The 23,392-nt window shown below is 33.3% G+C and carries 26 protein-coding genes and 2 pseudogenes; 20 read left to right on the top strand and 8 right to left on the bottom strand.

All coding sequences use genetic code 11. The features are described from left to right. The first annotated feature begins 77 nt into the window (after positions 1-77). Positions 78-1,568, top strand: a complete 1,491-nt coding sequence (locus ABH957_RS12605) for an alanine/glycine:cation symporter family protein (protein ID WP_404453587.1) — start codon at positions 78-80, stop codon at positions 1,566-1,568. A 125-nt stretch (positions 1,569-1,693) separates the two neighbouring features. Then, positions 1,694-2,059 (top strand): carboxymuconolactone decarboxylase family protein, encoded by a 366-nt coding sequence (locus ABH957_RS12600; protein WP_002085063.1) that lies wholly within the window; start codon positions 1,694-1,696, stop codon positions 2,057-2,059. A 54-nt stretch (positions 2,060-2,113) separates the two neighbouring features. Here the strand turns inward: ABH957_RS12600 and ABH957_RS12595 are convergent, their stop codons facing one another. After that, positions 2,114-2,410, bottom strand: coding sequence for a hypothetical protein (locus ABH957_RS12595; RefSeq protein WP_404453590.1), 297 nt, complete (start codon positions 2,408-2,410; stop codon positions 2,114-2,116). Between the two features lie 61 nt (positions 2,411-2,471). Then, complete coding sequence (locus tag ABH957_RS12590) at positions 2,472-3,113, bottom strand: HD domain-containing protein (RefSeq protein ID WP_404453593.1); 642 nt, start codon at positions 3,111-3,113, stop codon at positions 2,472-2,474. A gap of 105 nt (positions 3,114-3,218) precedes the next feature. Here ABH957_RS12590 and ABH957_RS12585 point away from each other — a divergent pair, with 105 nt between their 5' ends. The 5 genes from ABH957_RS12585 (at position 3,219) to ABH957_RS12565 (ending at position 8,490) form a co-directional block, all read left to right on the top strand. After that, entirely contained in the window at positions 3,219-3,722 is a 504-nt protein-coding gene (locus ABH957_RS12585) for a GNAT family N-acetyltransferase (protein WP_404448752.1), read from the top strand. A gap of 261 nt (positions 3,723-3,983) precedes the next feature. Beyond that, a complete protein-coding gene (locus tag ABH957_RS12580; protein ID WP_404453596.1) occupies positions 3,984-4,499 on the top strand; it encodes a DinB family protein in 516 nt (171 codons plus the stop codon). A gap of 438 nt (positions 4,500-4,937) precedes the next feature. Then, positions 4,938-5,603 carry a lytic polysaccharide monooxygenase gene (locus tag ABH957_RS12575; protein WP_404448754.1) on the top strand — a complete coding sequence of 222 codons (666 nt, stop codon included), beginning with the start codon at positions 4,938-4,940 and terminating at the stop codon, positions 5,601-5,603. Positions 5,604-5,754: 151 nt separating this feature from the next. Further along, positions 5,755-6,684 carry a manganese-dependent inorganic pyrophosphatase gene (ppaC, locus tag ABH957_RS12570; protein WP_404511346.1) on the top strand — a complete coding sequence of 310 codons (930 nt, stop codon included), beginning with the start codon at positions 5,755-5,757 and terminating at the stop codon, positions 6,682-6,684. Positions 6,685-6,792: 108 nt separating this feature from the next. Further along, positions 6,793-8,490: a M3 family oligoendopeptidase gene (locus ABH957_RS12565; RefSeq protein WP_404453599.1), complete on the top strand. Its 1,698-nt coding sequence runs from the start codon at positions 6,793-6,795 to the stop codon at positions 8,488-8,490. A 21-nt stretch (positions 8,491-8,511) separates the two neighbouring features. On the opposite strand, the gene ABH957_RS12560 is transcribed toward ABH957_RS12565, so the two are convergent. Further along, the gene (locus ABH957_RS12560) at positions 8,512-8,700 is read right to left on the bottom strand and encodes a DUF4017 family protein (protein WP_002032631.1); all 189 of its coding nucleotides are present in this window, start codon (positions 8,698-8,700) and stop codon (positions 8,512-8,514) included. 175 nt (positions 8,701-8,875) lie between these two features. Between ABH957_RS12560 and ABH957_RS12555 the strand changes: the two genes are divergently transcribed. The 3 genes from ABH957_RS12555 (at position 8,876) to ABH957_RS12545 (ending at position 10,872) form a co-directional block, all read left to right on the top strand. Next, complete coding sequence (locus ABH957_RS12555; RefSeq protein WP_404453602.1) at positions 8,876-10,084, top strand: peptide ABC transporter permease; 1,209 nt, start codon at positions 8,876-8,878, stop codon at positions 10,082-10,084. A 20-nt stretch (positions 10,085-10,104) separates the two neighbouring features. Then, positions 10,105-10,554, top strand: coding sequence for a DUF6884 domain-containing protein (locus ABH957_RS12550; protein WP_098168333.1), 450 nt, complete (start codon positions 10,105-10,107; stop codon positions 10,552-10,554). Positions 10,555-10,686: 132 nt separating this feature from the next. Further along, positions 10,687-10,872, top strand: coding sequence for a hypothetical protein (locus ABH957_RS12545; protein ID WP_002085081.1), 186 nt, complete (start codon positions 10,687-10,689; stop codon positions 10,870-10,872). Positions 10,873-10,924: 52 nt separating this feature from the next. Here ABH957_RS12545 and ABH957_RS12540 read toward each other — a convergent pair whose 3' ends face one another. From ABH957_RS12540 to ABH957_RS12530, 3 genes are all read right to left on the bottom strand, one after another. After that, complete coding sequence (locus tag ABH957_RS12540; protein ID WP_113938505.1) at positions 10,925-11,377, bottom strand: hypothetical protein; 453 nt, start codon at positions 11,375-11,377, stop codon at positions 10,925-10,927. Between the two features lie 137 nt (positions 11,378-11,514). Then, the gene (locus ABH957_RS12535; protein WP_000606233.1) at positions 11,515-11,871 is read right to left on the bottom strand and encodes a hypothetical protein; all 357 of its coding nucleotides are present in this window, start codon (positions 11,869-11,871) and stop codon (positions 11,515-11,517) included. A gap of 129 nt (positions 11,872-12,000) precedes the next feature. Further along, a complete protein-coding gene (locus ABH957_RS12530) occupies positions 12,001-12,624 on the bottom strand; it encodes an acetylglutamate kinase (RefSeq protein ID WP_219302618.1) in 624 nt (207 codons plus the stop codon). A 1,051-nt stretch (positions 12,625-13,675) separates the two neighbouring features. Here ABH957_RS12530 and recQ point away from each other — a divergent pair. The 4 genes from recQ to ABH957_RS12510 all read left to right on the top strand — a co-directional run bounded on the left by recQ (position 13,676) and on the right by ABH957_RS12510 (position 19,321). Beyond that, positions 13,676-15,793, top strand: coding sequence for a DNA helicase RecQ (gene recQ / locus ABH957_RS12525; RefSeq protein ID WP_404453608.1), 2,118 nt, complete (start codon positions 13,676-13,678; stop codon positions 15,791-15,793). 25 nt (positions 15,794-15,818) lie between these two features. Beyond that, entirely contained in the window at positions 15,819-16,202 is a 384-nt protein-coding gene (locus ABH957_RS12520) for a gamma-glutamylcyclotransferase family protein (RefSeq protein WP_404448767.1), read from the top strand. Positions 16,203-16,384: 182 nt separating this feature from the next. Then, complete coding sequence (locus tag ABH957_RS12515; protein WP_404448769.1) at positions 16,385-17,128, top strand: class I SAM-dependent methyltransferase; 744 nt, start codon at positions 16,385-16,387, stop codon at positions 17,126-17,128. A 117-nt stretch (positions 17,129-17,245) separates the two neighbouring features. Beyond that, the gene (locus ABH957_RS12510) at positions 17,246-19,321 is read left to right on the top strand and encodes a HelD family protein (protein ID WP_404511344.1); all 2,076 of its coding nucleotides are present in this window, start codon (positions 17,246-17,248) and stop codon (positions 19,319-19,321) included. A 64-nt stretch (positions 19,322-19,385) separates the two neighbouring features. On the opposite strand, the pseudogene ABH957_RS12505 reads toward ABH957_RS12510, so the two are convergent. Together ABH957_RS12505 and ABH957_RS12500 are read right to left on the bottom strand one after the other, a co-directional pair. After that, positions 19,386-19,706, bottom strand: a pseudogene (locus tag ABH957_RS12505) (hypothetical protein); the annotation flags it as partial. Continuing rightward, positions 19,694-20,107: a hypothetical protein gene (locus ABH957_RS12500; protein ID WP_404511342.1), complete on the bottom strand. Its 414-nt coding sequence runs from the start codon at positions 20,105-20,107 to the stop codon at positions 19,694-19,696. The pseudogene ABH957_RS12505 and the gene ABH957_RS12500, both read right to left, overlap by 13 nt. Positions 20,108-20,189: 82 nt before the next feature. Here ABH957_RS12500 and ABH957_RS12495 point away from each other — a divergent pair, with 82 nt between their 5' ends. From ABH957_RS12495 to ABH957_RS12470, 6 genes and pseudogenes are all read left to right on the top strand, one after another. Then, positions 20,190-20,522 carry a DUF952 domain-containing protein gene (locus ABH957_RS12495; RefSeq protein WP_404448775.1) on the top strand — a complete coding sequence of 111 codons (333 nt, stop codon included), beginning with the start codon at positions 20,190-20,192 and terminating at the stop codon, positions 20,520-20,522. Between the two features lie 183 nt (positions 20,523-20,705). After that, entirely contained in the window at positions 20,706-21,059 is a 354-nt protein-coding gene (locus tag ABH957_RS12490; RefSeq protein ID WP_404511340.1) for a PadR family transcriptional regulator, read from the top strand. Further along, a complete protein-coding gene (locus tag ABH957_RS12485) occupies positions 21,046-22,053 on the top strand; it encodes an HAAS signaling domain-containing protein (protein WP_404448777.1) in 1,008 nt (335 codons plus the stop codon). Before ABH957_RS12490 ends, ABH957_RS12485 begins: the two co-directional genes overlap by 14 nt. Positions 22,054-22,114: 61 nt before the next feature. Further along, positions 22,115-22,627, top strand: coding sequence for a GNAT family N-acetyltransferase (locus tag ABH957_RS12480; protein WP_002147366.1), 513 nt, complete (start codon positions 22,115-22,117; stop codon positions 22,625-22,627). 179 nt (positions 22,628-22,806) lie between these two features. Continuing rightward, positions 22,807-23,007, top strand: a pseudogene (locus tag ABH957_RS12475) (serine hydrolase); the annotation flags it as partial. After that, on the top strand, positions 23,004-23,375 hold the full coding sequence (locus ABH957_RS12470; protein ID WP_033734048.1) for a hypothetical protein: 372 nt from the start codon (positions 23,004-23,006) through the stop codon (positions 23,373-23,375). The pseudogene ABH957_RS12475 and the gene ABH957_RS12470, both read left to right, overlap by 4 nt. Positions 23,376-23,392: the final 17 nt, after the last annotated feature.

Here is a 23,392-nt window from a genome sequence, read left to right as displayed (position 1 = left end):
AACTGGAAGGTTTAATAATAGTTGTCCGTTTTCTTATATATAAAATAGTTTTCAAAAGAATGATAAGGGGGATTTGGATGGAGCAGTTAGTAGAATGGTTAGTAGGGCAAGTTTGGAGTATTGGCTTAGTTGTTTTCGCATTAGGAGCAGGAGTGTATTTCACAATTGCAACTCGTTTTTTACAAATTCGCTATTTTAAGGAGATGATTAAACTATTATTTGAAGGGAAGAGCTCGGAGACTGGGATATCATCCTTTCAAGCATTTTGTTTGGCGTTATCAGGTAGGGTTGGAATTGGTAATATCGCAGGAGTAGCGACAGCTATCGCTTTCGGCGGACCTGGAGCTGTATTTTGGATGTGGGTGATGGCATTATTAGGAGCAGCTAGTGCATTTGTTGAATCAACATTAGCACAAGTATATAAAAGTAAAGTAGGCAATGAATACCGTGGTGGTACGCCATATTTCATTGAGAAAGGCTTGAAAATGAAATGGTTTGCGGTCATGGTAGCGGTCGTTGTAACACTATCATATGGCGTTTTATTACCAGGTATTCAATCGAGTAGTATCGCAGTTGGATTTGAAAATTCTAATGGTATTAGCAAATATATAACTGGTATATTGTTAGTCGTATTATTAGCAGCTATCATTTTTGGTGGTGTAAAGAGAATTGCGGGCGTTTCTCAAATGCTAGTTCCATTTATGGCAATTGGTTATGTAATTGTTACATGTATCGTATTAATTGCGAATGTAACGGAAATTCCAAGTATGTTTGCTTTAATTTTCTCAAGTGCTTTTGGTGTAAATGAAATGTTTGGCGGCATCGTCGGCGCAGCTATTGCATGGGGAGTAAAGCGTGCTGTATTTTCAAACGTCGCTGGTGTTGGGGAAGCGACATATAGCTCCGCTGCTGCTGAAGTATCACATCCTGCAAAACAAGGGCTAGTTCAAGCGTTTTCTGTATATATTGATACAATTGTAGTATGTACAGCGACAGCTCTTATGATATTAATAACAGGTATGTATAATGTAATACCTGAAGGGAAAAGCGCTATTGTAAAGAATATGGGAAATGTAGATGCAGGTCCAATCTATACACAACAAGCAGTTGAAACTGTTATGACAGGATTTGGTCCAATATTTATTTCAATCGCAATCTTCTTTTTTGCATTTACAACTTTACTCGCGTACTACTATATCGCTGAAACGACGCTTACTTATTTAGATCGTGACCTCAAATATAGCTGGTTAAAACCAGTTTTGAAAATTGGGTTTTTAATTATGGTTTACATCGGTAGCGTAGAATCAGCTTCGCTATTATGGAACCTTGGAGATTTAGGAATCGGTAGTATGGCATGGTTAAACTTAATCGCGATTCTATTATTAAGTAAAACGGCATTAAAAGTGTTAAAAGACTATGAAACGCAGAAAAAAGAAGGGAAAGATCCAGTGTTTGATCCTAAAAATGTGGGAATTGAAGGTTTAACATTTTGGGAAGAAAGAAGTAAAGAGGTTGAAAGGAAAAATTCTAAAGAAAAAGTGTCAGTAGATAATGGGCTGAAACTGTAGATGTGCAAATTTAAAAGTTAAATAAACTGAAAATTCATTCTATTTTTAAGAGTAAATATTTGTATATGTCTTTCATTTTATCTCATACTAAAGTAAGTGTGAATAAAATGAATGGAGGATATACGATGGAAAATCAACAATATGGCTCTATAAATGATGTATTACTTGATTATAAAGAAGGTATAGGGAATTTTACGCAACAAATCCCTGAAATTGCAGAAACATATAACGCTTTTACACAAGCATGTTTTCAGGAGGGTACATTAACTAAAAGAGAAAAGCAGCTCATTGCATTAGGGATTAGTTTAGCAACACAAGACGAATATTGTACGATTTATCATACGAAGGGCTGTATTGACCAAGGATGTTCTGATAAAGAAATTTTAGAAGCTTGTGGTGTTTCAGCCGCGTTTGCTGGTGGAGCTGCAATGAGTCAGGCAGTAACCTTAGTACAAGAATGTCTGGTGGAATTGAAACATCAAAGTCATTAAACAAGAAAAAGCCCTCCTTAAAATATTCTTTTAAGGGGGACTTTCTAGTTTAGTCTAATTTTTTTGAAAGAGTTTCAATTGTTTCATATAGTCGATAGCTTTTGTTTTATTCCTTTGTGTAGAAACATATTGTGCCTCGTTTATATCTCTATAATAATTATTAAATATTTCTTCAGAAAGAATTCCGTCAGAGAGAGCTTTTTTAACTTCACAGTGTGGTTCATTTGTATGCGAACAGTTAGAAAATTTACATCTCCTGGATATATTCGTTATATCTTCATATCCAAAATCAAAGTTACCTTCATGATTTATTAAGTCAAATCCTATTTTACTAATAAGTAATCCCTCCACTTTTAAATGAGTTTTTTAGAATCATACATACAAAGTGTATCGTTTTTAAGTTGTTCTTGTTTTAATATTCTGTATTCTTATAAATTGATTTCTCTACATCAGGGAGAAGGGTGTATATGCTCTTCCCAATTAAAGATTCTAATTCATTCTTAATTGTATAGAATCCTTTCCAATGTAAAGAGGTATGAGAGGTTGTGCCATGACGTAAACCAACAGAAACCAATCTTCTTTCAAGCGTAGTAAAACCATCCGCATCAGCGAGAGCGTCGCAAAGAGTAATTACTTTATTGTATAAGTCATAGTCACTATTTTTATTCAATATTTCAATTAATCGGCTTTCCATATAATCGGGAACAAGGCTCCACTCTGCTGCGATATCTAAATGCTCATTTTTGCAAGGAAATGAATGTGTCACACAAATAATCGCGTTTCCTGTATACCCTAAATCATTCATATACATATAGCCATCATAGGAATGAATAACAGATTTAGTAAAACCTTTATATCTTCCTATGTCATGCAGGAGGGCAGCGTTGTATGCTATATCAGCATCTAGGTCGTACCCATTATTAATAAGTTCAACAACTATCTTTTCAGTTGCAAGGGCAACATTACGTGAATGTTCGAACCACGGACCTGGGTTTTGTTCATATGCCCAATCCAGCAATTCTCTTGCATATTTTCTATCTAATATATATTTCATATAGTTATCCTTTCTCTAAAAAATCGTATTTTAAATAATTTCATCTTAGTATTTCATTATTCCTGCTTTAAAAATTGTTACAATGAAACAAAAGGGGGATTAGTAATGCAAGATTTAGTAATTGAAGAGATTAAGCAACTAGAAAATGATATTGAAGAGCTTTCTGAACTGTTGAAAACTGTAGTAGATGATGGAGCGTCGATTGGTTTTTTACCTCCACTAGAAGAAAAAGAAGCAGCGAAGTATTGGCAAACTGTATTAGCACCAGAAGTGATATTGTATGTTGCTAAAATAAACAATGAAGTGGCAGGGAGTATTCAATTATATTTAGTTACAAAGCCTAATGGGATACATAGAGCTGAAATTTGCAAGTTAATGACTCATCCAAACTTTAGACGTAACGGCATTGGACGTTCACTTATGCAAAAAGCAGAGGAACGAGCAAAGCAAGAAAACAGGTCTCTTTTAGTGTTAGATACTAGAGAAGGAGATCCCTCGAATAGATTGTACAAGTCGTTAGACTATCAAGAATCCGGTAAAATACCAGGGTATGCAATTTCTCCGAATGGTGAGTTAGATGCAACAGTAATTTATTATAAAATGATTTAGTTTTTTATTTGAAAAGGGAGATAATTTCAAACGACATATTTGTTATTATGTCTGTGTGTTGATTTACAAAAAGATTAATAATTCAAAATAAAGTTTGATAAAATCCTGTATAATAGTTTTTTTCTTTTGACCCTTTAACTTCATCTGGAATGTTTAATTTAAAGGGCTAGTCTGTAGAGAATTTTAACAGTTTTTTAGATTTTGATTTTGAAGTCTTTTGGTGAATATTAAATGTTAATCTAAAAGATGGAGGTTGCTGTCATGTTGAAACTGTTTCAATATAATTGGCAAGTTCGTGATGAGTGGTTTACATTGTGCAAAGACATGCCGGATGAAGAACTATTAAAGAAACGGGTCGGTGGGTTCGGTAGTATCCTACATACTTTATTTCACATTGTAGATGTGGAATATATGTGGATCTTAGGTTTGCGAGGTGAGCCAGTTCCTGAGGAGCCATTGTTTGAAGAGTATGCCAGCTTGCAAAAAGTAAAAAATCTCTCAGCTCAATATCACGAGAAAGTGAAGCCATTTGTGACATCTTGGACAAATGAAATGGATTCTCGGAAACTTTCAGAAACTGATTTCAATGAAGAACCGATTAGCTCTAGAGACGCATCAATTAGGCGCCGAGTCATTGAATGTACACACGGAGAGATAATACGTCATGTCATTGTCCACGAAATCCACCATATCGGCCAGTTATCTATATGGGCACGTGAAATAGGAAAGGAGCCTGTTTCCGCAAATCTGAGAGGAAGAGGGCTATTCGATAATTAGACTGCCTTTGCCAATTTCGTAATTTATTTATAAACGAATGGTTTAATTGAGTATATTTAAAGCGTGTTTAGATCAATCTTTTTCAAAACACACTTTTTCTTTATATTATTTTATCTAGCTTTATAGAGTTAATGTAATCAAACTTTTTTCGAAGCTACACTGTGATATATAATTGTAAGTAATTATTAACTACTTTAACGCCGTTTGTATTTTCAGACGGTGTTATAAGTATTTAACAATAAAACGACAAAATAAATAATAGATTTGATAACTGGTAATTAAAATGTGAAGAAGAATTGATATTTTTGTAGCTAAACGAATTTGAGAAAGTTTTTAGAGGGTTCTTTTAGTAATGCTCTTCCACTTATAATGGATGTAGAGAAGATGACTAGGCAACTATAGTTATTTTCGTTTCATTTTTGGGAAGGGGATGAAAGAATGAAAAAGACAAGTTTACAAAAGATAAAAAAGGTTATGTTAAGTGGTGGGATATTACTTACTGGATTATTAACATTTGGATTTTCAGAAAAGGCTTCAGCTCATGGGTATGTAGAATCACCAGCGAGCCGATCTTATTTATGTAAGCAAGGGGTAAATGTAAATTGCGGTCCAGTTCAATATGAACCACAAAGTGTAGAAGGAATAGGTGGCTTTCCGCAATTAGGACCTTCTGATGGACAAATTGCAGGTGCTGGTCATTTTCCTGCTTTAGACGTTCAAGCAGTTGATAGGTGGAAGAAAGTTACGTTAAACGGCGGGATGAATACATTCAAGTGGAAACTAACCGCTCCTCATAGTACGAAAGAATGGAAATACTACATTACAAAGAAGGATTGGAATCCAAATATGCCTTTAACAAGGTCTAGTTTAGATTTAGTGCCGTTCTATGTAAAAAATGATGGCGGAGTTAGACCGGGGACAACAGTAACGCATGAAGCAAATGTACCAACTGACCGTAGTGGCTACCATCTTATTTTAGCTGTTTGGGAGATTGCGGACACTGGAAATGCGTTTTATCAAGTTATTGATGTGAACCTTGTGAATAATGGTTTAAATTCCAAATTTGCTTTTAACAATGTAGTGCAAGTTCCTACACTATTTTAAATTAAATATACATTTTGATCATCTAATTCATTTTAGATGATCTTTTTTATGAAAAATATAGAAGAAAGTACAATTATTTATAAAAAAATGTGTCTAAAATATTGTCATATTTGCTTCTTTAAGATATCCTTTTCATGAAGAGGTGGAAAACATGGAAAAAGTACTAGTTTTCGGGCATAAAAACCCAGATACAGATGCAATTTGTTCTGCGATTGCTTATGCAGAATTGAAAAAAGAATTAGGAATGAATGCTGAGCCTGTACGTTTAGGCGAAATCAGCGGTGAAACTCAATTTGCGTTAGACTCTTTTAAAGTAGAAGGACCGCGTTTTGTTGAGACAGTAGCAAACGAAGTGGACAACGTTATTTTAGTTGACCATAACGAGCGTCAACAAAGTGCTAACGATATCGAATCCGTTCGTGTGTTAGAAGTTATTGACCATCACCGTATTGCTAACTTTGAAACAAGCGATCCTATATACTACCGTTGTGAGCCAGTTGGATGTACAGCTACAATCTTAAACAAAATGTACAAAGAAAACGGCGTTGCAATTCGTAAAGAAGTTGCAGGTTTAATGTTATCTGCAATCATTTCAGATTCTTTACTATTCAAATCTCCAACTTGCACAGAGCAAGACATAGCAGCAGCTCGTGAATTAGCGGAAATCGCTGGTGTAGATGCAGATAGCTACGGCTTAGAAATGTTAAAAGCTGGTGCTGACTTAAGCGGAAAAACAATGGAGCAATTAATCTCCCTTGACGCTAAAGAATTCCAAATGGGTAACGCGAAAGTTGAAATCGCACAAGTAAACGCTGTTGATACAAACGACGTTCTTGTACAACAAGCGGAACTTGAAAAAGTTATCTCTGCAGTAGTAGAAGAAAAAGGTTTAGACCTATTCTTATTCGTTGTAACTGATATCTTAACTAACGATTCTGTCGGTCTTGCGATCGGTAAAGCAACAAACGTTGTTGAGAAAGCATACAACGTAACATTACAAAACAACACAGTTACTTTAAAAGGTGTTGTATCTCGTAAAAAACAAATCGTTCCTGTATTAACAGAAACATTCCAAGCTTAATAATATTGAGTACGGATAAACAGAAAGGACAAGTAGTCAGATTGGCTGCTTGTTTTTTTCTTTTTTAAAATGACAGAAAATTATAATTTTAAAAAAGGAGGTTTGCGTATGTTTAATGGTTCAAAGACGTTAAAAAGGGATGGAAATAGGAAATGTTATGACTTGAAAACGTTGGAAAACAAATTTCAATCACTTTTAAATCAAAATATTTCTTCTGTTGCTGAATTAGAGGAATGGCTAATAAAGGAACAGCGTTTAACTGCTGAAGTAGAAGAGGTGTTAACGAGTCAATTAATTGCTGTGTATAGAGATACGAAAGACAGTACAATACGTAATCTACATAAATATAACCAAAATAGTATTCAACCACTTTTAAAAAAATACAATGCAAAATTTGATCGGAAATTTAGTGATTGTCCGTTTTCAAAGCTATTGGATGAACGAAAATACGGATACATGAAAAAAGTAAGATTGGTGAACAGCGAATTATTTAATGAAAAGAATATTTCTCTTGCCGTTAAGGAGGAGGGTTTTATAACGAAGTATAGAGAAATTATGTCTAACATAACAATCAATTGGAACAACGAAATAAGGACGTACGCATACGTTAAAGCAGAGTTGGATAACCCAAATAGAAGCATTCGTGAAAAGGCATGGCATGCTTTATGTGAAGCACGAAGTGTAGTAAAACCAGAAATAGATTGTATTATGAATGAACTTGTACAATTACGGAATCAAATGGCCCTAAATGCAGGGTTCAACAATTATAGCGAATATATTTTTAAGCTAAAAAACAGAGAATATAGTATTGAAGACTGTTATACGCTTCATGAATCTATAGAGAAGCTGGTTGTACCCGTATGGAAACGATTAGGAAATCTTTTTAAAAAGGATCTTGGTGTAAAAGCGTATCTTCCATGGGATCTTGCTCCTTGTACATTGCAGAAAGTTTCATTTCAAAATTCCAATGATTTATTGGATGGGATTGAAGAGATGCTAAGAAAGACAGATTCATATTTTCATGAGGAATTTATTCATATAAGGAAATCAGGATTAATTGACGTAGAAGAACGGGAAAATAAGGCGCCGGGGGCTGCTTGTTTTACCTTACCTTATAACCAAGAGGTTTTTATTTATTCTAATTTTAGCCCATCATTTAACGCAATTAATGCACTCATACATGAAGTGGGTCATGCACTTCATTTCAATAAACAGTTTAACAATGAAAGTAGTATGCAAGAAAAATATCTTCGTGAAGAAGTAGCTGAGTTGTATTCTCATAGTCTCGAGCTATTACTAATGGATAAACTTAACATTTTTTATAAGGAAGAGAATGAATATAAGAAAGCACAACGAGAACAACTGCATCGAGCTTTGTCTTTATTAATTACGCCAGTTTCAGGTGATCTATTTCAGCATTGGCTCTATACCAATCCAAATCATTCATCAGAAGAACGGGATGAGAAATATCTCGAATTATGTAAAAGGTATAAATTTTCGTCAATCGATATTACAGGCTATGAGGAAGGGCTTGGTGCGAGTTGGATAGAATCGTTCCATTATATTCAGTATCCTTTTTACAAAATTGAATATGCAATTGCACAATTAGGAGCACTACAATTATTTCAAATATATCGGGAGAATCAAGAAAAAGCGATTACTTTCTTTAAAGAGGGAACGAGTGCGGATTGGAATTTTTCCATACAGGAAATCTATGAAAATACAGGTGTTGCATTTGATTTTTCGCAAGAAACGGTACAAAGTACTGCTGGAGCTGTGTTGAAGTTTATAAGTGAATTAAAATAAGGATAGCATTCGCTATCCTCTTTATTCATAAGATCGTTTCTTGTTTATATAAAATGTAACAATAGCAGCAATAATGAAAATAGGTATTGCGTACGCTTGCCCAACGAATAATTTCCATCCCACATTATTATAGCCGTCAGATGCTGGAATGATAATTGCGATGATACAAACAATAATATAAGCTAATAATGCTGGGAGTATATTTTTCATAATTGTTCACCTCCTTTTAATACCAATGTTATGACTATATTTATATAACACATGATAAGTTTGTGTTTAGAAAATTATGTATAAGACATATATTTTTGTAATTATGTAAATGAAATGGTTATTTGAAAATAGGGTAGATGATATATATAAAGAATGATATAGGGGGATTTGTATAATGGACAATATATTAAATAGAATGAAGCAAGATATAAATATGGAGTTATTGTATAAGCTATGGCCTGATTTTAAGAGGGCTGCTTTTGCATTGTATGATGATGAGTATGTGTATGTATTTCATCATCCATTATTTCTGACAGAGGATGATGATGGGTATACCGTTTTAAATTGGAATGAACAATTTAAAGGAGATACATTCATCATATTCAAAGATTATCCAACTGCCATCGTCAATATGAATAGGTATAGAGATTATGAAAGTTTATTTGCGATTGTAGTGCATGAACTTTTTCATTGTTATCAATATTTGAATGGTGAAAGTAGATTTCCAAATGAATCTCTAGGATTTCAATATCCTATATTAGAAGAAAATATTGAATTACGAAATAAAGAACGAATTTGTTTATATGATGCTGTTCATTGTAAGTCACAAGCTGAGAAGAATAACTATATTAAGCAATTTATTGAACTAAGAGAGCGAAGGGCTAATTTTATGAAAGAAGAGTTTGTAACATACGAGTGTATGGTTGAAAGTATAGAAGGGCCTGCTTGGTATGTTGAAATGAATGCTTACAATACAGTATGTAATAATGATGAAAGTGAAACATTACGAAAATATAGTAGATTAATTTTAGATGCATATGAAGCTAATTGTAACATAAGAAAGAGTTGCTATAGCTCAGGAATGTTTTTATGTTTATTATTAGATGAAATCCTTCCTGAGTGGAAAACGAGCTTCTTTAATAGTGATAAATCGCTATATGCTTTTTTAAAACAAAATATAAATGTGGATTTGGATTTAAACAATGAAATTACAATAAGTAATGAAACAAAGCAAATGATTCATTTTGTTCAAAACGAAAGAGACAAGGATTTTAAAGAATTTAATGAGAAAAAAGGATATCACCTGTATATTATAGGGGATATAAAATTAAATATGTTTAATCCAATGAACGTAAATTTAAAGGGAAATAAAGCATTACATAAAACCTTTGTAAGTGTAAGTATACATAATAAAACATATATGCTAAATCAGCCTGTGTTAGCATCTTTTGAAGAAGATTATAAAAATATGAAACAAGTTCATATCATTATGAATGAAAAACCGGTAGAAAAAAATAATAGTTGGAACGTTGTGGGAATTGGAGACATAGAAGCTGAGTATGAAGAAGTGGAGAATTCTCTATTTTTATATTTAAAAAGTTAGAAGCGAGGTAAGAAATAACAATGAAAAGATTATGCATTATTCCGTGCGGAAAAAAGAAAATTTGGGATAAGTATCCAGATTACGGAGAGGAAGAGGCAAAAGATGTATATATTAGTCCATTCGGAAAAGCATGTCAGGCGTATGCAACTGAGTTTTTCGAGAATTGGGTTATATTATCAGCAAAGCATGGATTTTTAAGACCAAATGATATTGTAAAGGAAAATTATGATCTTGCATTTGATTCAAATAGTAATGAGATTATTAGCATAGAACAATTAAAACAACAGATGATTGATAAAGGTTTACTTCAGTTTGAAGAGATCGTCTTACTTGCGGGGAAGAAGCATAAAAAAGTAGTGACGAAGTTATATCCAGAAGAAATCATCACATATCCGTTAGCGGGATGTAGAGGGATTGGGTATATGCTGCAGAGGTTGAATGGGGCAGTGGAAGCGCAGAAGGAAGTATAGGGATAAATTAGTAATATAGATTCAAATTATACCAAATTAATACATTTAAAATAGACTATTAAACAAGCCTTTTTACCCTTTTAAACATAGAATATGATGAATTCTATTTTATATTAGGGGAGAGTCATATTCATGTGTAATAATTGTGGTTGTAGACGCAGAGATTGTAATAGATTTTGGGATGATTTAATGTTTGGAAGATGTAGACGCAGAGATTGTGATGATTGTGGTTGTAGACGTAAACGTGACTGTGATTGTGATGATTGCCGTCGCAATCGTAAACGTGACGACGATGATGACAAATGCCGTAAGTGGTAATTTTCTTTGAAAGAGTACTTTGAAGTAAAGTACTCTTTTTTGTATGAACCTTTTAAATTCCTTTTTGAACGGATTTCTTTTCAATTCCCCATGAATCTTGTTTTATTATTTTTAAAGCTACATTCGTACCATTAGATTCTGTATAAAAGATGTATCCGTGGTTTGATTTAACGTAAGTTGAAGGTTCACTTGTGCAATCTTGTGAACAAGATTTATTGATGAGCTCAATTAATGATAGTTCGCTCGGATCGGTTTTACTTGCATCTATAAGTGTATCAAGGTTCGTTTTACGAAAACCTTGTAAGTTTACATCGAAATTCTTTTCTATTTCTCCAGTAACGCTAGTATTCATTACTTCAACTGAATTTTTCTTTTCTAGAAGAAAACCATTTCCATAAAGGAATTTTGTATATCCAATCCATGCGATTAAAAATAGTATAAAAAACATACCAGTTGTTTTAAGTTTTCGAAGCCGTTTACTTACGATTGATTCTGAATATTTCATTCAGCCTAATCCTCCAATGTTTTTATTTTAAAGTATGCGTGGGTATATATATTTAGAAGGAGATGAAAGTTAGAGAGTTACTGATTCAAAAAAAGAAAGCATCTGAAGTTAGGTGCTTTCTTTTTGAATACTGTCCGCTATCTGTTAGTTACTTGTTTCATAAGCGGTCTTATTTCTTTAACAGGTGGTTTTTTATCATAGGCATCAACGTAAGAAAAGTAATAATTTAAGTTTCTAAGAAGTCCCTTTCCTATTTTTGCGCTTAAGAAGGGGAATACTTGTCCAGTATAATCATCGAGAGATTTACAGTAGTATTTTTCGTCTAAGTATATGCTGTATTTACATGTTAGTTCTACTAATGAGTTACCTTCATCATCAAATACTTCTTTAGAATCAATAATGTCTATTAATGCGAATTTTTCATTCAGATAAACTTTCTTCTTTTTCTCGTGCTTATTTGTGAGAATAAATACGAGACCAATTGCGTTAATCAAACTATTTCCTCCTATAAAAAACGGATATTAATAAAATATATCGATATACGTTAAATGTAAAGAGGAGTAGTGAAATATCATTGATAGAAAGCTAAATAAGCCGATTTGTTTTTTCAAATCGGCTTATTTTTATTGAAATACTTGCGGAAATTGTTTTACGATTGCGTCTGTTATCATGTCGGCCATTTCTAATGCTTCTTTTTCAATTTTATCGTATAGTTTTACACTGGCATCATAATCTTTATTTAGGAAGGCAAGTGCTTCCGCTTTCGTTAACGCTAAATGCTCATAAAACATTTTTCTAAATTCTTCTTTTTCTATATATGGATTGATACTAGTTAGAAACTCAACAATTTCGTCTCCATTAGCGTACCATTTCTTTTCTATAGCGGCCGCTGCGTTTTGATCACCAGCTTTTGCGGCTTTAACAAGATCAGCAGCGATTGTTAAGTGGTCTTTAATTAATGCACTATATTTTTTTACTGCATTTTCTCCGTAGAATGGTTCAAGTGATAGCCCCATGTGTGTTGCATTTTGTAGAAGACGTCCAACGGTAACGTTTACGTCGGGCAAGTTAAAGATGATGCCTATAATGGCTAATCGTGTCCAAGCAACGTGTTGTTCCCATAAAGAACGCATATATCCTTTTAGAAAGTTTTCGTTTTTACTAACTGGGTAATTTCTTACAAATGAATCGAAGTTTCCATTAGTGATATGATAAGGGGAGTAATACGATTGCCAATAAGTATACATAAATAGTTACACTCCTTTGAACATGTATATCTCACAATATGATAAACATTATTTTTAAGTTACGTGTCCAAGAGTTTTTTTGAGAGTTGGAAAAGGAGAAAGTTGAAGGGGAATGAAAAATATACTTATGATATATATAAATCAAAAGAATTTTAAAATAATAGAGGTCCTGCAAGGGAAATTACAGGACCTCTAAAGGGTATTGTCGAGATGTCGGACTCGACTACGTAATATTAACATAAAATTCTTTCAAAAAAACCTGGTAAATGTGTCCAAATAAGAAGAGTACTTTTTAACTAGATAATGTTGATGAGCAAAAACTCATCTAGAGTACTTTTATAGTAACAAATGAAATTCACTTTGTGTATTGAGAAAAAATGAATTGCTTGTATGAATGTAGCGGATTTATATTTTGCTTTTTGGAATTATAATCATTTGTGGAGAGCGGAATAGGGTTCTAAAATGGAGAAAAGACTTTTCAACCAGGCTACGATATATTGCGATATGTAAGTGTAAAAAAAGACCTGCTAATTTAAGCAGGTCAACATAAGGGGTTTATCTAACAGATTATTATATATGGTAACAACTGTATTGTAGTAAGTCTATAAGTTATATGTTGAGAAAATTTGTTTGAATGATATATATTTGGCACATGTATTAACGTTTAAAAAGTTGAGAAAGGAAATTCATAAGCTTGCTATAAGAAAATAAGGGCTGATACTTATAAAATGATTCATATTTCCACGCATCATTATTAGAGAATTGGAGTTGTTTATTTGACGCTTTAGGTTTGTTGGAATTATTGTAACGACTCTTCATAATTTAACCTCCTTAAATTCATATGTATACGATTAGTAGTATTCTAGGAAGGTAAATTAAATGAATATTTATTTTGAAATTCTTTCTTCTTGTGTACTAGATTTGTTTTTTTATGTTGGAAAACGTAAGAAGCAAATAGAACTCAAATACTTATAAAATTCAAAGTGGCGAGAATCAGTTTGATGATATAATGGGAATAGATGAAAGATAAAGAAAAGCAGGTGACTCTTTTTTGTTTACAAAAGCACAAGAACTTTTAGCGTCTTATTTCGGTTATTCGTCATTCCGAAGAGGACAAGATGAAACAATTAAAAATGTATTAGATGGGAAAGATACAGTTTGTATTATGCCAACGGGCGGTGGTAAGTCAATTTGCTATCAAATTCCCGCATTAGTATTCGAAGGAACGACATTAGTTATATCACCTTTGATTTCACTTATGAAAGATCAAGTAGATACATTAATACAAAACGGTATTTCCGCTACATATATTAATAGTTCTATTTCTATTACAGAAGCGAATCAACGAATTCAATTGGCGAAACAAGGACATTACAAATTGCTTTACGTGGCGCCTGAGCGTCTTGATTCTATGGAGTTTGTTGACCAACTTATCGATATGAAAATTCCAATGATTGCGATTGATGAGGCGCACTGTATTTCGCAGTGGGGTCATGATTTCCGTCCAAGTTATTTACATATACATCGCATATTAGATTATCTTCCAGAAAAACCGCTCGTTTTAGCTTTAACGGCAACGGCAACACCACAAGTACGTGATGATATTTGTAGTACGCTTGAAATTAATCAAGAAAATACAATTATGACAACGTTCGAGCGCGAGAACTTATCATTTTCAGTAATTAAAGGACAGGATCGTAATGCGTATTTAGCAGATTATATTCGTCAAAATCAGAAGGAATCTGGGATTATATATGCAGCTACAAGAAAAGTAGTCGATCAGTTATATGAAGATCTAGGGAAAGCAGGAGTTTCGGTATCGAAATATCATGCAGGTATGAGCGATCACGATCGAAATGAACAGCAAGAACTCTTTTTACGAGATGAAATAAGTGTTATGGTGGCAACATCTGCATTTGGAATGGGTATAGATAAATCGAATATACGTTACGTTATCCATTATCAACTTCCAAAAAATATGGAAAGTTACTATCAAGAAGCAGGACGTGCTGGTCGTGATGGATTAGATAGTGAATGTATTTTGTTATATTCTTCTCAAGATGTGCAAGTACAACGCTTTTTAATCGATCAATCAACTGGAGAATCACGTTTTTCAAATGAGCTTGAAAAACTCCAAAATATGACCGATTATTGTCATACAGAACAATGTTTACAATCATTTATTTTGCAATACTTCGGAGAAGAGCCGAAGGAAGATTGTGGTCGCTGCGGTAATTGTACGGACGACCGTGAAAGTATCGATGTGACGAGAGAATCCCAAATGGTACTATCTTGTATGATTAGGACGAACCAACGATTCGGAAAGCAAATGATTGCACAAGTATTAACTGGATCTAAAAATAAGAAAGTCATTGAATTTAATTTTCATACTTTGCCAACGTACGGTCTTTTATCAAACCGTAGTGTAAAAGAAGTCAGTGAGTTTATTGAGTTTTTAATTTCAGATGAGTTAATTGCAGTTGAACATGGTACGTATCCAACATTAAAAGTAACGGAAAAAGGAAAAGAAGTATTACTTGGTAAAGAGAATGTTTTACGCAAAGAACGAGTAGAAACGAGACAAATTGTTCAAGACCATCCTTTATTTGAAGTGCTTCGTGAAGTGCGTAAAGAAATTGCACAAGGAGAAGGTGTACCGCCGTTCGTTATTTTCTCTGACCAAACGTTAAAAGATATGTGTGCGAAAATGCCACAAAGTGACTCCGAACTCCTAACTGTAAAAGGAATCGGAGAACACAAACTCGTGAAGTACGGGTCTCACTTCTTACAAGCAGTTCAGCACTTTATTGAGGATAACCCAAACTATGCGGAAACAATTAAGACTGAAGTTGTTTCAGAGAGTAAAAAATCAGGAAAAGCGTCAGTGAATTCTCATTTAGAAACGTATGAAATGTATAAACAAGGCATTGATCTAGATGAAATTGCGAAAGAACGTAGCTTATCAAGACAAACAATTGAAAATCATTTAATTCGCTGCTTTGAAGATGGAATGGAAGTAGAATGGAACAGTTTTGTTCCTGCAGAATATGAATCACTGATTGAAACTGCCGTGCAAAATGCAGAGGGTGGTCTGAAATCGATTAAGGACCAACTTCCAAATGAAGTGAGTTACTTTATGATTCGTGCTTATTTACAAATTAGAAAGTAGAGACATATAAAGGGGATAGGGATTTATGCATCACGTTTTCGTGTATGGCACGTTAAGAAAAGAGCAAACGAATGCTCATTTTATGCAAGTTGCAATATGCATCGCAGACGAAGCATGGACGTATGGTAAATTATTTGATACATACGAAGGGTATCCTGCAATGATTTGTTCAAATGGGGAAAAGGTATACGGAGAAGTTTATGAAGTAAATGATGATGTTCTGCAAAAGTTAGATGAACTTGAAGAATACACAGGTAATGCAGAGAGTGATTTATATGACCGAATCACCGAAACGATTTATTTAGGTGATAGAGAAATACGTGCATTTGTGTATATTGCTCAAGATAAAGAGATGCTAAAGAAAGTTATCATTTCTGGTGATTGGGTGGAGTATCAACAAGGAAAATAAAAGCAGCTATAGAGCAGATAGTGGAATCGACCGTTATCTGCTTTTTATATTGGTACTTTCAAAATTCTTATTATTTTGATAAATTGTAAATGTAGAGAAATAAGAATGGTTTTTTTTCATGGATGTCAGAAATTTAGTTTCTCACCTGTAGCAGAAAAATCTAGTGCAGGAGGAGAATAATAATGAACGAATTAAATGTGAAGGAATTTTACCAAAAACAATTCGAACTGTCGAATTACGATATCAATACAGAAAGCTGGTTAGAGCAGGTTGCTAAAGAAGTTCAAGAACAAGTTGGTCATCCATTTCAAACGATGTTAGAACTAGGAGCAGGAAATGGCAGATTTGCAAGGGCGATGTCTAGGTTACAAGTGAAAATGACTACGGTTGAACTTGTACCAGAGTTAGTTATGTTTGCAAAAGAACATTCTACTAATAATATAGATATTCATTGCGCTGATTTTTATAAAATTAACTTTGAAGAAAAGTTTGATGTTGTTAGTTATTTAGACGGATTTGGTGTAGGAACAGATGATGAGCAATTGATTCTATTAAAACGGATTAAAAATTGGATGAAGGATGATGGATGTGCACTTATTGATATTTATCAACCATTGTATTGGAAAAAAGTAAGTGGACAAGAAATGTCCTTAAGCGCAGCTATGCGAAAATACGAATATGATAGTATAAATGAAAGAATGTTAGATCATTGGCGGGACCCTAATTATCCAAATGATGTAGTAACACAGTCTTTACGATGTTATACGGTAGATGAGATTAGCAATCTATGTGCTGAAGCTGGTTTAAGTATTATGGGAGTCTTCCCTGGGGGAGCATATGATTTTGAAAAACGAAAATATAAAGAATTGGCAACATTAAATGAATGTTTGGCATATCGAATTAAAGTAAGGAAGAGTAGGGATTAATCTCTACTCTTTTTTAATTTAGAAAATTCTTACTAAAACTATTGACTTTATGAATGGATTTTTAATACAATTATATTTCGACTGAAAAAATTGGAACGGACAGGAGGGAATCATCAAATGAACAACATTTTTGACGAAGAGTTACAAAAAATGAAAGATACTTTAAGTACGATGGATGATCAATTAGAACAGCTTGAAAAAATCCCGGTTTATTATGGAGAAGATTTTAAAGAGCAAATTCTTGAAAGTATGAGGGAGTCTAATAGACAAAGCTTACGTATTGGTGTACATGAGCCGTATTTTGGAAGATTAGACTTTCAGGAGGATGGCAAGGAAGACGTAATGCCGATTTACATCGGTAAAGTAGGTGTTTCAGATAAAGATACGATGAAACCAATTGTAATTGATTGGCGTGCACCTGTCGCAAGTATGTTTTATTCATTTACCGGTGGTGAAGAATTAGCATTTTATCATTCACCAGACGGATTAGTAGAAGGCGATGTTTATTTAAAACGAAACATTTCGATTCGAAAGAGAGAACTAGAACGTGTTGTTGATACATATGTGAAAGGAAATGAAGATGTCTCACATGCTGATGATTTTCTTCTATATCGATTAGGTGAGAATAAAGATAATAAATTAAAAGATATCGTTTCGACTATACAATCGGAGCAAAATGATATTATACGTGCGGAAAGAAACTTACCATTATTAATTCAAGGGGTTGCAGGGAGCGGAAAAACAACGATCGCTTTACATCGCCTTGCTTTTTTAATTTATGAATATCGTGAACAACTTGAAGCGGAGAGAATGATCGTATTCGCTCCAAACAGTTTGTTTTTAGACTATATTTCAAGTGTACTTCCTGAGTTAGGGGTAGGAAATATTAGTCAAACAACGTTTCCAGATTGGGCATTGCGTCTGTTAGATGGTTCGGTGAAACTGAAGCAGACAGAAGAAAAATTGAAAGAAGCTTTCTCAATTAATCGCGATGAAAAAAAGGTTATGCTAGGTAAATTGAAAGGCACGCTGGAATTTAAGTCGTTTATTGAAGAAAGAATGATTCAATTTGAAAAAGAATTAGTACCGACAAAAGATTTTGAGGCATGGGATAAAGCAGTTATTCCAGTGGAAGACGTTAAAAAATGGATGCAAGTTGAATATAAACATTATCCATTAAAGAAAAGAAGAGAACGTTTAGTCGGCCGAATGAAGCGCTGGATTGAAATTGAACTTAAAAAGTTTGGAGAAACAAACGAGAAAAAGTTACTAAAAAAAGAAGCAACAAAGAGATTAAACACATATATGAATTTTTGGCCAAAAATGAGCCCACTTTCACTATATAGTTCGATGATGAAGAGTAAAGAAATACTCGAAGTATTACCTGAAGAACTTGTTCAAGAAACAGAAAAGAATTGCCGTAAAAAAGAAGTATATGTAGAAGATTTACCAGCTTTAATTTACATACACCATCGCATAAATGGAATTGAAATCGGACAGAAGTTTCATCACATCGTTATTGATGAAGCACAAGATTTTTCACCATTCCAAGTGTATGTATTAAAAGAAATTACACTAGGTAATTCTTTCACCATATTAGGTGATTTATCTCAAGCGATTTATGATTATCAAGGAATTGAAGACTGGAATGCTTTTAAGGAAGTATTCCAAGAAACAGGTTATTATGAACTGACGAGAAGTTATCGTTCTACAAAAGAAATTATTGAATTCGCGAATGAAATAATTAAAAATGCAGAGATTCCAGTAGGACTCGCAACACCAGTTTTCCGTAGCGGTGAAGACGTGAAAGTAATCCGGGCAGAGGACCAATTTACTGAAGTTTTAAAGACATTACAGCATTTGCAAACTGAAGATGTGAAAACAATCGCGGTAATTGGAAGAACAGACGATGAATGCCGTGATATATATGAGAAGTTAACAAATGTAGGGTTGACTGTTAATGTCATTGAAGCAGATCAAAGCAAATATGAAGGTGGTATTTCGGTAGTACCTGTATATTTGGCGAAAGGATTAGAATTTGATGCCGTACTTCTAATCGACGTTGATGAGGAACATTACAAAAATACAAAACATGATGCGAAATTATTGTATGTCGGATGTACGAGATCGCTTCATGATTTATGGATTTTCTATAGCGGGGAAGTATCACCTTTAATTAAGGGATTAAAATAAATAAAAAAGAGGATTTTCTAGTAGTTCATGAAAATCCTCTTTTTATAGTTAAAAGGTATATGAATTAACGATCTAAGCTGTTTTTTAAATAATAAAATATCATATTCTCAAATTCTTTAATTTGCTCTTTTTCCCATAGACGAACAGCATCTACCGGATTTTGTGTATTCTTTAACCAATCTAGAATTAAGTCTAGTTGTTCTTGTATTTGCCATATTATTTGTTCTTTTATGTTCTCATCCCGAATTCTCTCAATTAATTGAATCATATATGGAAGTTTTTCTTTACATTCGTTTAAATCTCCGCAATAACCTGATGGAAATTCATGCGTACCAAACTCTAAGCTATTTATATAGTAAGAAACAAGATGTATCATTGCCTCTTGAGTATAAATCTTGGTGATGGAAGTGTTTCTTGTTCTGCTTCAAAATACGCAACTTGATTTGTAATTGAGTATAGAATAGAAGGCATTCCCATTCCAACAGCAGCCTCTAATGCGTCTAGCAAAGGGAGGGTTTTCCCATCAATTTTTCTGTCCCATGATATGGCGTAGCAAGAATCATCGGCCCCATGTTTTTTTAACAGACGACCTATATCAATTGGACACGAATTAGGTTTAGGAATTTCAATCATATATTCTTCACGTAACGTAGTTCTGTAATTATGGCAAAGTCGACCTATCGCATCTTTACGTTTCTTAGTAGAAGAAAGCTCAAACATGATTCTACCTTGAAGTCGTTTAGTAAAAAATGATTTTACAATGATCTCTTCTAATTTTTTATCCATTATAAGTCTCCAATCTATTAATCATGTGTTGAAAATTTTAGTATTATTATATCATTACATATATTAAAAAAGGAGAGTAACTATGATTACAAAAGTAATAACAAAAAGAAATTGGAGAATCACGAAAAACATTGGAGAGATTAATGAAGCTTCACTTAAAGAAGAGGGATTTATTCATTGTTCATTATTAGACCAAGCTTTAAAAGTTGCTCAAAAACATTTCAATCATGAAAAAGATGTTTTATTACTTACAATAGATCCATCTCTTGTAAAAGCAGAAATAAAATATGAACTTGCTTCAAACGGTCAAGAATACCCGCATGTATATGGAGTAATTAATGTTGAGGCGATTGTAGAAGTTGTCCCATTTTCTAAAGAAAAAGGAGTGTTTATATTACCAGAGGTACATCGTTAAAAGTATTAATGGTATTTAAGTTTGTTAGTAAGCTGCAAGAAAATAAGAACACAAATTATATAGTTTGTGTTCTTATTTTCTGATTTTTATAAAAAAAGATTGTTTTTGTCACAACTATACTATACGATACATAGTATAAAACATATACTGTATGACATATAGTAATGCAAATGAGGTGGGTAAATGGATACTTTATTAAATTCATTAATTACTGAGCTAAGAAGAGGGACGTTGACATTAGCAGTTTTAAGCCAATTAAGAACACCGCAGTATGGTTATTCACTTGTCCAATTATTGGAGCAATCAGGAATCATGATAGATCAAAGTACTTTATATCCACTACTTCGCCGATTAGAAAAGCAGGAGCTAGTGACGAGTAGTTGGGATAAAACGGAGAGTAGACCTCGTAAGTATTATATTTTAAGTGAATATGGATTAGAGATATTTTTACAATTGAAAAAGGAGTGGATAAAGGATTCGAAAGAACTTTATAACTTATTAAAGGAGGAGGACGAGAACGAGAATGAATTTAATTGAGGTTTATATTCAGGAGGTTGCGAAGAGATTACCTGAAAAAAATCGTGAAGATATTACACTAGAACTTCGGTCAACTATAGAGGATATGTTACCTGATGAATACAATGAGGAAGATGTAAAGAGTGTCCTTGAAAAATTGGGGAGCCCAGTTTCATTGGCTAATGGGTATTTGGATAGACCGATGCATTTAATTGGACCACGCTATTTTGATGTATATACGACGTTATTAAAAATGATTATACCAATTGCAGCTGTTATCGCACTCATTGCAATGATTGCAGAAAATTTTATAGGCTATACTGGTGATCAAGCAGTATTAAATGTTATTTTACAATTGATAGGTAAAGGCATTGGGGAAATTATCGAAGTAGGCCTCCATGTATTTTTCTGGTTGACACTTGTATTTGCTATTTTAGAAAGAACAGATAAAGACAAAGGTACCCAACCGTTGACGACAAGTTTAAAAAAATGGACTCCTGATGATTTGAAAAATATCTCGTATGTTCCAAAGAAAAAGTCAATCTCAAAGTTTGAAGTTTTTGGAGGTTTGATGTGGACAGCAATATGGGCGACATTTTATTTTTATGCAAATCACCTTGTTGGTGTATATGAAGGTACTGAAAATGGCCTGAAATTTGTAGTGCCAACGTTTAATCAAGATGTTTTACTTCAATACTGGCCAATCGTTGTGGTTATGATCGTTTTCGAAGTAGCTATATCTCTTTATAAGTTAGTACAGGGACAATGGACGACAAGATTGGCAATTGGAAATACAATTCTTCAAATAACCGGAACAATAGTATTCATTATAATTGTAGTAAATCCTCATTTATTTAACGAAGGATTCATTACGTATGTGGCAAATGTGTTTACGATTTCCCCAGAGGGATTTAAAACGTGGTTAGTTGGTGGTGGAATTATCATTTATACGTTGTCCGCTGCGATTAATATATTTGATGGTTTCCGAAAAGCTAGTATTCGTATGTGGAAATGAATCAGAAATTCCGATAATATGAAACCATTTAGAAGATAACCATTATGAAAGGAAGAAAACAATGATAAGGGAAGCAACAAAAAAAGATTTAGCATGTATTTTAGATATTTATAATGATGCGATAGTTTATACAACAGCTGTATATGCGTATAAACCTGTAACCCTTGAAAATAGAATAGATTGGTATGAACAAAAAAAGGCTGATGGCTATCCAATTTTCGTATACGAACTAGATAATAAAGTAGTAGGATTTGCGACATTCGGCCCATTTAGAGCGTGGCCTGCCTACAAATATTCAATTGAACATTCTGTGTATGTTGATAAGGAATATAGAAAAAATGGTATTGGGTCCTCTTTGATGGAAGAATTAATCACATTTGCAAAAGAAAGAGAATATATGACCTTAATTGCTGGAATTGATGCGGAAAATGAGAAAAGTATTGCCTTGCATCAAAATTATGGATTTGTTCATGCCGGAACAATACAAAAAGCTGGTTATAAGTTTAATAGATGGCTGGATTTAGCCTTTTATCAATTGGAGCTTAACGGGCCTGAGAATCCTATAGAAGAATAGAGATATTTATTACGGTACAAATAAATTTAAAAAGAAATTGTATATATTTCAAAAGATAGTATGAAGAAATCTCATGCTATCTTTTTATATTCACCAACATAATTAAACAAAAAAAGGTTTTTTACATTTTATATCGAATTTTCAGAGGTGATAAAACAATATAGAAATAGAGATGAATATATATGACAGGTGGATTGCCCACAGCTACAATAAATATTGGTATAATGGGAATGTTTAATGAACTCCCGTTTCTTTATGTAATTGGAGGAGAAGATTTACCCGAGCGAGTTCATAATATAGAGGTTGATGAAACTATTACAACAGCTTTGAAATACATATACAAAGAATATAGTGAAAGCATGCTAGGAGTGAGCGATTGAAACGAAACTTAAAGACTTCAACAATTATTATTCTAATTGTAACGATTATTGCTCTTGAAGTTGGAATTGCACTATACGATCACACTTTGTCATTAGATACAATTTACTTTGCAGCGATTCTTATTTGTATTGTATTGCTTTTTGGCACACGTGTTTCTGAAGAGAAAGAAAGTACATCGAAACAGAGACGAAGAAAAACGGCTCTTATATTTTGGCCATCTATTTTAATATTAATTACTAGTTTTGCAGTTATAAGTTATGTAAGAATAGGCTATGTCTCTGTACCTGGGATAATTGGTTTTTCGTGCTTTGTTACATATGGTGGATTTGTGTTCATTAGTATTTTAAAGAGACGAAATAAAAATTAAATGTAACTTACTAAGTT

Source organism: Bacillus sp. RC242, from assembly GCF_044908245.1.
Lineage (GTDB): Bacteria > Bacillota > Bacilli > Bacillales > Bacillaceae_G > Bacillus_A > Bacillus_A mycoides.
This window is presented reverse-complemented; position numbering and strand designations above follow the sequence as displayed.

Bases quoted from the DNA above. Each gene is read 5' to 3' on its own strand.
- ABH957_RS12560 (WP_002032631.1), bottom strand. From the start codon at position 8,700: ATGAAAAATATACTCCCAGCATTATTAGCTTATATTATTGTTTGTATC.
- ABH957_RS12585 (WP_404448752.1), top strand. From the start codon at position 3,219: ATGCAAGATTTAGTAATTGAAGAGATTAAGCAACTAGAAAATGATATT.
- ABH957_RS12485 (WP_404448777.1), top strand. From the start codon at position 21,046: ATGAATTTAATTGAGGTTTATATTCAGGAGGTTGCGAAGAGATTACCT.
- ABH957_RS12550 (WP_098168333.1), top strand. From the start codon at position 10,105: ATGAAAAGATTATGCATTATTCCGTGCGGAAAAAAGAAAATTTGGGAT.
- ABH957_RS12520 (WP_404448767.1), top strand. From the start codon at position 15,819: ATGCATCACGTTTTCGTGTATGGCACGTTAAGAAAAGAGCAAACGAAT.
- ABH957_RS12510 (WP_404511344.1), top strand. From the start codon at position 17,246: ATGAACAACATTTTTGACGAAGAGTTACAAAAAATGAAAGATACTTTA.
- ABH957_RS12490 (WP_404511340.1), top strand. From the start codon at position 20,706: ATGGATACTTTATTAAATTCATTAATTACTGAGCTAAGAAGAGGGACG.
- ABH957_RS12605 (WP_404453587.1), top strand. From the start codon at position 78: ATGGAGCAGTTAGTAGAATGGTTAGTAGGGCAAGTTTGGAGTATTGGC.
- ABH957_RS12590 (WP_404453593.1), bottom strand. From the start codon at position 3,113: ATGAAATATATATTAGATAGAAAATATGCAAGAGAATTGCTGGATTGG.
- ABH957_RS12480 (WP_002147366.1), top strand. From the start codon at position 22,115: ATGATAAGGGAAGCAACAAAAAAAGATTTAGCATGTATTTTAGATATT.
- ABH957_RS12555 (WP_404453602.1), top strand. From the start codon at position 8,876: ATGGACAATATATTAAATAGAATGAAGCAAGATATAAATATGGAGTTA.
- ABH957_RS12495 (WP_404448775.1), top strand. From the start codon at position 20,190: ATGATTACAAAAGTAATAACAAAAAGAAATTGGAGAATCACGAAAAAC.
- ABH957_RS12575 (WP_404448754.1), top strand. From the start codon at position 4,938: ATGAAAAAGACAAGTTTACAAAAGATAAAAAAGGTTATGTTAAGTGGT.
- ABH957_RS12600 (WP_002085063.1), top strand. From the start codon at position 1,694: ATGGAAAATCAACAATATGGCTCTATAAATGATGTATTACTTGATTAT.
- ABH957_RS12500 (WP_404511342.1), bottom strand. From the start codon at position 20,107: ATGGATAAAAAATTAGAAGAGATCATTGTAAAATCATTTTTTACTAAA.
- ABH957_RS12530 (WP_219302618.1), bottom strand. From the start codon at position 12,624: ATGTATACTTATTGGCAATCGTATTACTCCCCTTATCATATCACTAAT.
- ABH957_RS12540 (WP_113938505.1), bottom strand. From the start codon at position 11,377: ATGAAATATTCAGAATCAATCGTAAGTAAACGGCTTCGAAAACTTAAA.
- ABH957_RS12580 (WP_404453596.1), top strand. From the start codon at position 3,984: ATGTTGAAACTGTTTCAATATAATTGGCAAGTTCGTGATGAGTGGTTT.
- ABH957_RS12545 (WP_002085081.1), top strand. From the start codon at position 10,687: ATGTGTAATAATTGTGGTTGTAGACGCAGAGATTGTAATAGATTTTGG.
- ABH957_RS12515 (WP_404448769.1), top strand. From the start codon at position 16,385: ATGAACGAATTAAATGTGAAGGAATTTTACCAAAAACAATTCGAACTG.
- ppaC (WP_404511346.1), top strand. From the start codon at position 5,755: ATGGAAAAAGTACTAGTTTTCGGGCATAAAAACCCAGATACAGATGCA.
- ABH957_RS12565 (WP_404453599.1), top strand. From the start codon at position 6,793: ATGTTTAATGGTTCAAAGACGTTAAAAAGGGATGGAAATAGGAAATGT.